This is a genomic window from Paracrocinitomix mangrovi, from assembly GCF_019740355.2.
In the GTDB taxonomy this organism is placed as follows: Bacteria; Bacteroidota; Bacteroidia; order Flavobacteriales_D; family Crocinitomicaceae; genus Paracrocinitomix; species Paracrocinitomix mangrovi.
Map to the genome: position 1 here is coordinate 4,301,771 of NZ_CP091819.1, position 12,339 is coordinate 4,314,109.

The 12,339-nt window shown below is 35.4% G+C and carries 12 protein-coding genes; 5 read left to right on the forward strand and 7 right to left on the reverse strand.

The genetic code is table 11. The features are described 5' to 3' along the window. Nucleotides 1-9 precede the first annotated feature (9 nt). Complete coding sequence (locus K6119_RS19095; RefSeq protein ID WP_221834678.1) at nucleotides 10-2,361, reverse strand: choice-of-anchor B family protein; 2,352 nt, start codon at nucleotides 2,359-2,361, stop codon at nucleotides 10-12. Between the two features lie 101 nt (nucleotides 2,362-2,462). Here K6119_RS19095 and K6119_RS19100 point away from each other — a divergent pair, with 101 nt between their 5' ends. After that, nucleotides 2,463-3,548 carry a tetratricopeptide repeat protein gene (locus tag K6119_RS19100; RefSeq protein ID WP_221834677.1) on the forward strand — a complete coding sequence of 362 codons (1,086 nt, stop codon included), beginning with the start codon at nucleotides 2,463-2,465 and terminating at the stop codon, nucleotides 3,546-3,548. Here the strand turns inward: K6119_RS19100 and K6119_RS19105 are convergent. Genes K6119_RS19105 through K6119_RS19115 form a run of 3 tightly spaced genes read right to left on the reverse strand, consistent with a single transcriptional unit; the run spans nucleotide 3,535 to nucleotide 5,476 of the window. Continuing rightward, nucleotides 3,535-4,266, reverse strand: coding sequence for a tRNA1(Val) (adenine(37)-N6)-methyltransferase (locus tag K6119_RS19105; RefSeq protein ID WP_221834676.1), 732 nt, complete (start codon nucleotides 4,264-4,266; stop codon nucleotides 3,535-3,537). The genes K6119_RS19100 and K6119_RS19105 overlap by 14 nt on opposite strands. An 11-nt stretch (nucleotides 4,267-4,277) precedes the next feature. After that, entirely contained in the window at nucleotides 4,278-4,808 is a 531-nt protein-coding gene (gene rimM, locus K6119_RS19110; RefSeq protein ID WP_221834675.1) for a ribosome maturation factor RimM, read from the reverse strand. 23 nt (nucleotides 4,809-4,831) lie between these two features. Next, the gene (locus tag K6119_RS19115; RefSeq protein WP_221834674.1) at nucleotides 4,832-5,476 is read right to left on the reverse strand and encodes a 30S ribosomal protein S16; all 645 of its coding nucleotides are present in this window, start codon (nucleotides 5,474-5,476) and stop codon (nucleotides 4,832-4,834) included. A gap of 260 nt (nucleotides 5,477-5,736) precedes the next feature. On the opposite strand from K6119_RS19115, the gene K6119_RS19120 reads away from it, so the two are divergent. Beyond that, nucleotides 5,737-6,198, forward strand: coding sequence for a hypothetical protein (locus K6119_RS19120; protein WP_221834673.1), 462 nt, complete (start codon nucleotides 5,737-5,739; stop codon nucleotides 6,196-6,198). Nucleotides 6,199-6,228: 30 nt separating this feature from the next. Here K6119_RS19120 and K6119_RS19125 read toward each other — a convergent pair whose 3' ends face one another. Next, on the reverse strand, nucleotides 6,229-7,638 hold the full coding sequence (locus K6119_RS19125) for an MltF family protein (protein ID WP_221834672.1): 1,410 nt from the start codon (nucleotides 7,636-7,638) through the stop codon (nucleotides 6,229-6,231). A gap of 18 nt (nucleotides 7,639-7,656) precedes the next feature. After that, on the reverse strand, nucleotides 7,657-8,253 hold the full coding sequence (locus K6119_RS19130) for an acyl carrier protein phosphodiesterase (RefSeq protein WP_221834671.1): 597 nt from the start codon (nucleotides 8,251-8,253) through the stop codon (nucleotides 7,657-7,659). A gap of 107 nt (nucleotides 8,254-8,360) precedes the next feature. Between K6119_RS19130 and K6119_RS19135 the strand changes: the two genes are divergently transcribed. The 3 genes from K6119_RS19135 (at nucleotide 8,361) to K6119_RS19145 (ending at nucleotide 10,657) form a co-directional block, all read left to right on the forward strand. Beyond that, a complete protein-coding gene (locus K6119_RS19135; protein WP_221834670.1) occupies nucleotides 8,361-8,894 on the forward strand; it encodes a Crp/Fnr family transcriptional regulator in 534 nt (177 codons plus the stop codon). A 53-nt stretch (nucleotides 8,895-8,947) separates the two neighbouring features. Continuing rightward, nucleotides 8,948-9,523, forward strand: a complete 576-nt coding sequence (locus K6119_RS19140; protein WP_221834669.1) for a DinB family protein — start codon at nucleotides 8,948-8,950, stop codon at nucleotides 9,521-9,523. 90 nt (nucleotides 9,524-9,613) lie between these two features. Continuing rightward, on the forward strand, nucleotides 9,614-10,657 hold the full coding sequence (locus tag K6119_RS19145) for a T9SS type A sorting domain-containing protein (protein ID WP_221834668.1): 1,044 nt from the start codon (nucleotides 9,614-9,616) through the stop codon (nucleotides 10,655-10,657). Between the two features lies 1 nt (nucleotide 10,658). On the opposite strand, the gene K6119_RS19150 is transcribed toward K6119_RS19145, so the two are convergent. Beyond that, nucleotides 10,659-12,248 (reverse strand): peptide chain release factor 3, encoded by a 1,590-nt coding sequence (locus tag K6119_RS19150; protein ID WP_221834667.1) that lies wholly within the window; start codon nucleotides 12,246-12,248, stop codon nucleotides 10,659-10,661. Nucleotides 12,249-12,339 lie beyond the last annotated feature (91 nt).

Below are 12,339 nucleotides of genomic sequence, written 5' to 3' on the forward strand. Positions count from 1 at the left end.
TTAATCAACTTATTTAATTTGCTGCTTTTGAGTAAAGATTGGATTTCCAAGCTGATCATATACAACAATCACATACATTCCTGTTTGAACATTTGAAACATCTAAGCTATTTTGAACTGTTTCTTCTTTTACCACTCGTCCACTCATATCTAATAATTTAACTGTCCCTTTTTCAATACCTGAAATATTGATGCTTTCAGATGCCGGGTTAGGGAAGATTTTAATGTCTTGAGTAAATTCAGCAATTCCTGCACCGCTTAATTCTGTGATGTAAAAATCATCTACTCCGGCCTTCATTACGTGACCTGGTGAAAAGTCTGTTGCTAAGAAAGTTATTTGCATTAAATCTGTTACTGCCATATAATCAGTCACCTTAATGCTCATGTTTGTCCAATTACTTACAACAGCATTGTTCAATCCAAGAGATGCTACTTGAATCACACCTTGTCCATTTGATATGTAAATGGCTAATGAATCATTTGCACCACCACTACCAAATCCATTAAAGAACCAGTAGTCAAAGTTGATTTCAGGATTCATATATCCGCTCAAATCCATAATTGGAGATTTTAATTCAACAGATCCTCCGTCAACATCATCTCCACCAACTGTTCCTGAACCGTTTCCAGTTAAATAGGCAAAACCTGAACAATCATCAATTACATCTGAAAAAGGATTGGCTACTTCACCACTTGCCTGTGCTCCAACCGGAACTTCTCTCACCCAATGGCCTGCTGTAGCGCTTCCAAATGTGGTCCATCCAAAGTCAAACGTAAAATCATCTTGAATTCCTGTACCAACTTGAAGTTCATGTGAATTGTTTGCAATTGTCAATGAAACTCCTGCATCACAATCATTTGTTCTTAACCACTTACCTGCAGTAATGTTGTAGTTGTCTTCGTAAAACAAATCAAAACTCACTTCACCGTTTGCATCTGTAATTCCTTCAAAGTTTTGTAAAGTATGTTCAACCAATACGCTTGCTCCTGCAACCGGATCAGAAGTTTGATCATCAACAACAGTAATTGTTGCCGTAAATAAAGGAATTTGCTCTAAAGCTACATTTTCATTCAATATCGTTCCGCTTACAAAATCAATATCAAGCGTATCTGCATAAAATCCACTGGCTGAATATCTCACTTGATACATTCCGGTATTAGTGGTTCCAATACTGTAATCTCCTAAAACATCTGTATTGTCTGTAGTTGCAGTTGTCAAAATTTCAATTAATGCATTGTTGATTGGTTGTCCTGTTCCTGCATTAGTAACGTTTCCTTGCAAATAGCAACTTGGAGTAGGGTTAAATCCTAATACATAAAGTCCTTCTTCAATATCAGAAGCAATAATGTTTCCTGAAGCAAAGAATGGATATACTCCCCAGCATCCGTTAAAAGTTCCGCCACTATAGTTTGGTGAAGTATCATAAAATCCAACTTCTACCATGTTATTTGGATCACTAATATCATGAATAACAACGCCATCTGTATAATATGAGGTTACTAAATAGTTGTTCAGAACGTGCGAATTATGCGGAATTATATTGTTCCCGGGTGAAGATTGAATATTATCTAAAAATATTGGATTCGCTGGGTTTGAGATATCGTATGAATCAATAAAACCATTTGAAACTTCATCTGTGGTGAACAATGTTTGTCCATCATCAGATGGCCAGCAGTTATGTGTAAAGTTATTTGATGTAGCTAGTGTTCCTATTATGTCTGTTACGCCAACATTTGCTTTATCAGTTAGATCAACAATAGAGAAGAAGCCATCATTTACGTGAGAAAAATATCCTGTATCATTTCTTACAAATCCATCATGAACATACCATTGCTCAAATGAACCTACTTCTATAGGGTTCATAGGGTCTGTAGCGACATCTAAAATAATTACACCTCCATTATCTCTATCTGCTCCAAAAATGTAAACATAACCATCTGCTTGATAAAGGTTGTGAGCTGATGACCATTGATTTCCCATTGGTCCGTTATAATGAGTAGTGGGTAAAGTTGTGCTAGACGGTAGCGGAGATAAGTCAATAATTAAAAGACCCTCACTAGCTTCAGTTGTAACGTAAGCATAGTCTCCATAAACTTTGATATCTCTCCAAATAGAGTTCATACCCGGAATCCAGGCAATTTCAACAAGGTTTGATGGGTCTGTAACGTCAACAATTGAGGTGCCGTCCATAGTTCCAACCAGGGCGTATTCATTGTTTAATTCATCCGTATATCCCCAAATGTCATTTAAATCAGTACTATGCATTGTAGCAATATCCATGTATCCTAGGGAATCCATGTTTATTTGGGAAAATGAATTGAAAGTAAAGGCCGTTAAAGCCAGGAGTAGTAAATTTTTCATGTGTAGATTATGTGTATTGAGATTACCAAATTTACTACTTTTATACCACATTACAGTTCAGATCGCTAAAACAGGTCTACAGTTCAATAAACCCTTATCAAATGAAACGCAGTCTTTTAACAGCAATATCAGTATTTTCAGTCGTTTTATCAATAGCTTGTCTTAATGACTATTACAGCGTAGATAAAGATGGTGAATTACACGAAGCCAATCCATATGAGTACGAAAGAACGCTGCATAAAAATTTTTACGTAGAAGGAATTGCATCAAGATTACCGGAAATTCATGAAAAATTGGAGGAATCAGGAAGTTATATGGATTTGTCTGATTATGCAACAAATTTGATGCGATTGGGGAAATATGAACTTTCAAAAGATATATTAAAAGCACTTTATGAATTGCATCCTGATGAATACCAATTGGCTGCTAATTTGGGAACTGCCTATGAATTGTGCGGTGAAGTAGATAGTGCTCTCAAATATATCAATAGAGGAATTGAATTAAATCCTGAATCACATCAAGGAAGTGAATGGGTTCATGTAAAAATTTTGGAAGCAAAAAAGGAGATTGAAAAGAATAAAAACTGGTTAAAGCACAATACAATTTTAGGTTTAACAGAGGAACAGGAATCTGATGATGATGTTAGAAGTCAACTTTGGATTCAGTTAGTTGAGCGTTTTCCATTTACTCCGGCAAATGATCCAATGATGGCAGATTTGCTGGTTGACTTGGGAGATTGTTTCTCTAGTACTATCTCAGTAGAATATGGCCTGGCTTATTATGAAGTGTCTAAGTTTTATCATGGAAATTCAAGCGCAGCAATTGATGAAAAAATTAAACATGCCAATGAATTGATTGAGGAATATAAAAACGCAAAGCCTAATGAGAAATCAAGTCACGGAATTGTGGAAAGATTTGATCCTATTGATTACAAGGATATAATGGATGAGCATGATCAAGAACCTGAAGTGGAAATTGCATGGGATAAAATTAATCTAGATTTAGATTCACTTCTGGGTATGATTGATGAGCGTCCAGCTCCGGTTAAAATAGTTGAAGAAACTATTGAAGGGCCTTCATTAGGGGAGGGTAGAAAACGCGTTAAAAATCCATATGTTAAATGGATATTGTTAGCGGGAGGAGTAATACTTGTAATTGTATTGTACAACTGGGTCAGAAAGAAGTAAGATCTGTACCGTGAAACTCTTTTGTTAATTCAACATATTCGGCAGAATATTGATTCTGATCGTTCTTAATAAGTAAAGTTGATTCAATGGGATCTATGTCTTGTTTCCCCAAGCATATAAATGCACGTTTTTTATTGCCAGAAGGTGAAACGCTGTGTAAAATGTGATGCAGATACAAATCGTTATCAAAAGCTCTTTCAAGATGTTCAGTAATCAAATCATGAGGAATAACTATAAAACAGCTTCCATCTTCATTTAATAATTCGTCAATACCTTCATAAAGTTCAAAAGTCTCTAGAGTTGTATTGTGTCTTGCATTGTTTTTAGTGAGGTTGTCACTCAAATAGGTTCCGTTAAAATAAGGTGGATTACAAATAATGAGGTCAAACTTATCCATTGAGCCAAATTGTTGTAAGCTGGATTTGATTCCTAAAATTCGGTTTTTGTATTTGGATTGAGCAAAATTGTGCTGCGCTTCATTAAAGGAAATTGTCTCGGGTTCAATAGCTGTAATATCTGCTTGTTCAAATGATTGAGCCATCATCAACGCCAATACTCCGGTTCCTGTTCCAATGTCTAAGATTCTTTTCGGTTCTTTTTGGAGTTTTGAAATGGTTTTTGCGGTCCATGATCCTAAAACCATGGCGTCTGTTCCTACTTTAAGTGGATTTTCATCCTGAACAATTTCAAAATGCTTGAATTTAAAAGGTTTTGACATGCCTTTAGAATTTACTCCAGGTACATTTCAATCAAACCGGGAGGAGCGCTAATGTGGAGAATTTGATTTTCACGATCAACCTCTTCTATAAACTCATCTTGTTTGGGGATTAGAATTTCTTTTCCATCAGCATCAATTTGAATGATGGGATTTCCACTCAAATCAATTATACCAAGGACAGTTCCTATTTCACCATGTTCTTTATCTACCACAGTGTATCCTTCAATTTCAAAGTAATAGAATTGATTTCCTTCTGTCTCCGGTAAAACTTCAAGTGGTAAAAACAAATCCTTTCTCAGGATCAGATTGACTTGTTTTTCAGTGTCAACAAGTTCGAATTTTACAACAGCATATCCATTATTTCTCATTCGGATATACTCCAAAAAAAAAGGAATCAGTTTTCCATCTATTTCAATGAAAACTGATTCCAGTTCTTTATAATCATAAGGATCGTCTACATCAAGAAAAATTGAAACTTCTCCTTTGTAACCGTGAGCTTTTGAAACATGCCCTAATCGGAAACAATCCTCTTTTAGAAACATTATTGCTAATTAAAGGGAGGTTATTATTCCTCTTCTTTAGCTGCTTCCTCTTCAGCTGGAGCTTCCTCAGCAGCAGGTGCCTCTTCAGTAGCCTCAGCAGCAGGTGCCTCTTCAGTAGCCTCAGCAGCCGGAGCTTCTTCAGTTGCTTCTGCAACCGGAGCCTCTTCAGTAGCTTCTCCTTCTTCAGCAGCAGGTGCTTCTTCAACAGCCGGAGCTTCTTTAGCAGCAATAGCAGCAGCTTTCGCAGCGTTTTGCTCAGCTTCAGCTTTCAATCTCTCAGCTTTTTCTGTTTCTTTTGCTTTTGCAATAGAATCAGCTTTACCTTCAATCTTAGCATCTTTATCTTTCATCCAAGCTTCAAACTTTTTAGAAGCGTCAGCATCAGATATAGCACCTTTTTGTACTCCTTTGTCTAAGTGATTTTTTAACAAAACACCTTTGTACGACAAAATTGCTCTAGCAGTATCAGTAGGTTGTGCACCAACTTTTACCCAGTGTAAAGCTCTATCAAAGTCCAAGTCAATAGTAGCAGGATCTGTATTTGGATTGTAAGTTCCGATTTTTTCAATGAAACGACCGTCTCTTTTTGCTCTTTCATCAGCAATTACAATGTGATAAAATGCTGCTCTTTTCTTTCCGTGTCTTTGTAATCTAATTTTTGTTGCCATTAAGCGTTATAATTTGGAGTGCGAAACTCCGGTTAATAATTAATTTTCCTCCACCTCACAGGTTTCGGCCGAAAACCCTTCTGTTTTATTAGGTATTTCGAGGGCGCAAAGATAGTTAGAATATTATAATAAACAAAGATTGAGAACTTTTTATCAGCAAATGTAAATCCTTGAAAATAAATGAACTGAAAAATAGGTGTTTTTTCTGTGGATTTTAATCATTAAATTAAATGCAACAGTTACCTATAAAAAGTATGAAAATGAAACTATTCCCATTAGCCTTGGGCGTGATATTCGCCCTCTTGTTGCAATCTTGTGCATTTCTGAATGATACCCTTGGATCCGGTAATGGAGACGAAGGTGGAGGAGGAACCAGAGGTCAATCCAATGGTGGAACTTATGAATCATATAAAGTATTGAAAATACCCTATGGCCACATTCCACCTTCTGGTCAATGTAGAGTCTGGGTTCCGGGAAAACCACCTGGAAAGCAAGCTTCTTCAACCTCTTGTAGTCAGGCTAAAAAAGATTGTCCCGCTAATGCCTGGATAATTAGTAGAACAGGCTCAGATAATAAGCTACTTAAAGTCCAAAAGTGTGGATCTATTCCTGGAAAAGTTGTCTCCACTGAGACATACATTATTGATAATGATGCCCAGAACGACAATAATAACGGAAAGGGAAACAGTAATGGAAAAGGAAATGGAAACGGAAAAAAATAAGTTTAGAAGGGAGGCAGTGGTCTCTCTTTTTTAATCTCCCGGTTCAGGAAAAGCAGATTTGTATTCTTCAAATCGCTGTAAAACTTCTATGACATACTCATATGTTTCGACACCTCTACAATATCCATTTTTAACCACTTCGTCTCTATAATATTTGGGCTTAGATAGGTTTAAAAGCATTTTGTTGACATTGTCATCCCAAACATTTTGATCCTTTTCATATTTTTCACAAAGTGCTCTGGCGTCATCAATGTGTGCCCTCCCTGTATTGAAGGTGGCCAGGGTAAATTTCATTGCTTCAGTTGAATCAGGAATTTCTTCAAGCCATTGCTGGAAGTTTTTATTCAGTTTTTTAACACCGGCTTTAATTTGTGCATCTGCTGACGAATTTCTACTTATACCGTATGCAGATGCTGTTGATGGCATGAATTGAAATATCCCAAAAGCTCCGGCCCATGAAGTTTTCCATGTTTCAAATTTTGATTCCTGATAAATAATTGCCGAGATCAACCTCCAATCCCAACCAATTTTGGCCGCTTCTTCTTTGATGATTTCATCATATGGTGATAATTGACCTTCAGGCACTAAGGAAGAATAGGGTTGTTGTGCCTTGGAAGTGAGGTTTTTACGATCAAAATATTTGCGTTTTACTTCGCCTATTGTTGAGCGATTAGATCGGTCATTTAACCAAAAGTTTAATGTGTCTAAAAGCCTTCCACTTCCTTTTCTCAATGCGAATGCAATTTCTCTGTCTTCAGAGAGTTTCAACGAAATATCTAAGTTGCTGTAATAATTCAAGTCAATTTTTGCAACATTCTCATCAGCAATTGTGTAATCAATTTCACCATCACTTACTTGCCTAATAAGTTCTTCTGTAATCAATTCTCCACTGGTTGGAACAATGGTAAGGTTTAAATTTAGTTTGTCATTAATCAACACAATTTGCTCATAAAACGAGGAGTTTTTCCAAACATGAATGGTCTTTCCATACAATTGTTCTATTTCAGTAACCAATTGATTAACTGTATCAGTATCCGCAGGAATTCTTTGAATTAAAACGTCATGCGTTAAAATATGAGGTGTTGAAAAGTCAACATACCTTTTGCGGTTTTCTGTTATTGTAAGATTACAGGCCACTATATCACCCTCACAATTGGCCAAAAGTTCATACATCTCGTCCAGGTCGTTCACCATTCTTACCTGAAGTCTGATATTCATGTCTTTACAAAATTCATGGAGCAATTCATATTCAAAGCCCATGTTTCTACCTCTGTAAATAAAATAGGATGCAGGTCCATTTTCAGCTAAAATGGTCAGTACCGAATCTTTTTGTACTTCTTCCCAGTCTCTGTGACAACGCTCAATTTCTACTGTTTCTTCCTCTTCTTCCTGACAGGAACATAGTAAACATAAAAGAAATAAAGGGAGTAGGCGAATCATTGCTACAATTTATAAAAATTATGCAGATAAACCTTCAATAAATTGTCTTGACTGTTCTTTGATATCCAAAATGAAAGTGCCAAAGAGTTCATCAAATTGACCTTTATTTTCAACATAAATATCCATGCATTTTGGAAGATCATTTTCAAAATTTATTCTTTTGGAAAATTGCCATAAGATCTTTCTGATTCCTTCTTCTGTTGAGTAGTCAAAGAACCAACCGTAATGCTTCAAGTTATTATACATGCGAATAAAACCCGGGTCAAGATCTGTTAAGTATTGATCTGTTTTTTGATATACCTGATCAATGAATATATTGAAGTCTTTTTTTGAGTATGAATTCCACTCCCTGGCAAGAAAATGATCCATGATAATATCTGTTGCGATATAGGTTATTTTCTTTATTCCTTTAGATTGGAAGATATGTCCGGCTTCAAGAATATAAGGGGAGTGATCTGTGTAATCATCTATAAACCTATGCAGTTTGACACCATTTATAATATTCTTGGGTAAATCAAAATGTTCAAGATTTCCTTTATAGGCATCTCCTGCAAAATTTCCTGCAATTAATTCAGGATTGTTTCTAGCGATATATGCGTGTCCTAAAAAATTCAATTGACTAAAAATAAACTAAAAAATACATTCATCTATAATCACGCAGAAGTTTATTAGAAAGTTGAAGTCATCTTAATTTTGTAATTTCAATATCAGTTAAAAATTGCATGAATCAACTTCAAATAATAGAAGATTTAATTGAAAGACACGGTACACCAAGAATGATTGAATTAGATCGTGGAGATCTGCTTTGTTCTGCAGGTAAAATTGATACTAATATTTATTTAATTCAAAGTGGATGTCTCATAGCTTATGTGACTGATGAGGATGAAGAAAGAATAATTCGATTCGGTTATCAAAACAATATTTTTGTCTTGATTGATTCATTTTTATCTGAAAAACCAACCGATTTGTATGTAACTGCGATTAAAAAATCAAAGGCATTGGTTTTTTCTAAAGAGCATTTTATGCAATTGATTGGTGAGCAGCCAACGTATCAAAAAATTTGGAATGAAATTTTAGCGGATTTGGTAGTTCAACAATTGGAAAGAGAAATTGATTTATTGACTAATTCGCCGCAGGAAAGATATCATAGAGTTTTGAAAAGAAGTCCTCAATTATTTCAAGAGGTTCCAAATAAGTATATCGCTAATTATTTAAGAATGACTGCAGAAACATTTTCAAGAATTCAAAACTCTTGATTTGGATCAAGATTTAAGTGCGCAAGAGAGGCGACCTTTGAAAATAAAAAATCATGAAGTTTGAATCAAAAGTATTGATCAGTGAATTAGAGCAAATGACACAAAATCATCTTGCCAAACTTAAAGAATGGAAAAATCTAGATTTTGATGAGCTCAATTATAAGCCAACTCAAGATAGTTGGAGCGCTTTAGAATGTGTTGAGCACCTTAACAGATACGCCGAATTTTATATGCCGGAGATTGGGAATAGAATAAAGGAAAGTCAAACTCAACCTAATTCTTATTTCAGTTCAGGTGTTTTAGGTAACTATTTTGCCAAGAGCATGGAACCAAAACCTAAACTCAATAAAATGAAGACTTTTAAATCAATGAATCCCAATAACAGTGATTTAGACTTAGCTGTTTTGGACAAATTGATAAAGTTTGAAGAAACCTTATTGCAGCATCTGAATGTGGCAAAAACTGTTGATTTAAAAAAGGTGAAAACATCTATTACCATTTCAAAATTGATAAAACTAAGGTTAGGCGACACATTTAGATTTTATATAAACCACATTGAAAGACACTTTTTACAAGCTGAACGTGCAATGGCACACGCCACAACTCAGACAAGTATAAATATGGCATAAGTTTATTTAAGCAATAGATAAATTGTGACTATTTAATTAGTTGGTTTTAAGTAGTTTTCTTAATTTGCGCCAAACTTAAAAACTACTACAATGTTGAAATTTTCCTTTTTATCGCTAATTCTATTTATTAGCTTTTATTCAAATGCCACAATCGTAACTATAATCAATAGTGGGTTTACTTTTAGTCCTGACGCAGTGACAATAACTGAAGGGGATACTGTTCAGTTCACAATTGGTGGAGCTCATTTTGTTGTTGAAACCAATCAAACTACCTGGAATGCAAATGGCAACACACCATTAGGTGGTGGATTTACAACTCCAAATGGAGGAGGTATGGTATTACCTTCATTTTTAACAGTTGGAACCCATTATTATGTTTGTTCTCCTCATGCATCAGTGGGAATGAAAGGTACAATTACTGTTGAAGCTTGTGTAGCTCCAGGAGCTCCTGCAAGTGTTACAGGAGATTTGAGTGTATGTCCAAATACATCTTATACCTATACTGCAGCAGCAGTTACCGGAGCGTCTGCATATAATTGGACATTACCAAGTGGTTGGACCGGAACATCAACAACTGCCACTATTAATGCAATTCCGTCGCTTACAAATGGGGACATTTCAGTTGAAGCTGTAAATAATTGTGGAACTTCTTCTGCTACTACAATTACAGTTTCAGTAACTCAATTACAAAACTCTGTTACAATTTCTGGATTGACAATTACTGCTGATGATGCAGATGCAACTTACCAATGGTTCAATTGCGGAACTCAATCAAATATTACGGGTGAAACAGCTCAATCTTTGGTTGTATCAAGTACCGGTAATTATGCTGTGATACTGAATGAAGGTGCATGCACTGATACTTCAATTTGCGAATTGGTTACTGTTGTTGGTTTAGAAGATTTGAATGACTCTTATAAAGTTTATCCAAATCCGGTTGATGAACACATCCAGTTTTTTGGAGATGACCTAAGCGCTAGTACGGTTCACTTAATTGACTTAAACGGAAAAGTTGTGTTAAGTCAACATGGAATTGAGAACGGTGTTGATGTATCAAACATTAAAGCAGGTAAATACATTTTATACCTTGCTTCTCCAACTAGTACAATGCAACATTCAATAGTGATTAGATAAGTTATTTTACTTTGAAATCACTTGTAAAGTGGAATGTAATATCAGGATAGTCTTGTTGAGCCATATCTAATAAGAACTTTGTTTCTGCTAGAAAAACGTAATTGTCATCTTTGTCTTTGGCTATGTATGATGCTTTAGCTTTGACAAATTGATCTAATTGATCTCTGTTGTCTGTGGTCATCCAACAAGCTTTATAGAATCGGCGTGGAGTGAAATCACATTTTGCTCCATACTCATTCTCTAAACGATATTTGATTACTTCAAATTGAAGTTGACCAACTGTTCCTACTATTTTTCTGTTTCCCGGTTGTTGAATAAACAACTGGGCAACACCTTCATCTGTCAACTGTTGAATACCTTTTTCTAATTGTTTAGATTTCATTGGATCCTTGTTTTCAAGTTCCATGAAAATTTCAGGTGAAAAACTCGGTATACCTTTAAAACTGAAAGTAACTCCCTCCGTTAATGTGTCTCCGATCTTAAAATTACCTGTGTCATATAATCCTACTACATCACCCGGATAAGCTTCATCAATTACCGATTTGTCTTGCGCCATAAATGAGGTAGGGTTGGGGAATTTTAACTTTTTATCCAATCTTACGTGATTGTAAAATTTATTGCGTTCAAATTTTCCTGATACAATTCTTAAAAAGGCAATTCTATCTCGGTGATTAGGATCCAGATTGGCGTGTATCTTAAATACAAATCCTGAAAAATCTTTGTCTTCAGGTTCTACATATCCTTCGCTAGACTCTCTTCCAATTGGAGAAGGAGAAATATCAAGAAATGTTTCTAAAAGTTCTTTAACCCCAAAATTATTGATTGCTGATCCAAAAAATACGGGGGCAACTTCACCCTTTAGATAATCTTCTGAATTAAAATCATCATAAACTCCTTCTACTAATTCTAACTCCTCTTTTAACTCAGCTGTCGCATCTTCACCAATTATTTTCTCCAATTGAGGATCTTCCAGGTCTGCAATCTTTACAATTTCTTCAGAAATTTTGGTTTTATTGGCTGCAAATAAATTCAGGTTTTTATTGTAGATACTATATACTCCCTGAAAAGTAGCTCCAATTCCAATTGGCCATGAAAGCGGACGAACTCTGATATCCAACATATCTTCTAATTCATCTAAAAGATCAAAAGGATCCCTTCCTTCACGGTCCATTTTATTAATAAAAATGATTACAGGTGTATTTCTCATTCTACAAACCTCCATTAATCGCTTGGTTTGTTCCTCCACACCATTAGCACAGTCAATTATCAAAATTACCGAGTCAACTGCGGTTAATGTTCTATAGGTATCTTCGGCAAAATCTTTATGTCCAGGAGTATCCAGAATGTTAATTTGCTTGCCTTGATATTGAAAAGCCATTACTGAAGTAGCTACCGAAATCCCTCTTTGTTTCTCAATTTCCATGAAATCTGAAGTGGCTGTTTTTTTAATTTTATTGCTCTTTACAGCACCAGCAGTTTGAATAGCTCCCCCAAATAAAAGTAGCTTTTCAGTAAGAGTTGTTTTTCCGGCATCCGGGTGAGAAATGATAGCAAATGTTCTTCTTTTCTCAATCTCGTCAGTAATCTTCATTAATTGCAATATGTTATGCGTTCATAGTAAAATAAACCGTATTAGGCGAATAATACAGGCTTTCGGGTAACAAAAGTATTCATTTTTCGTA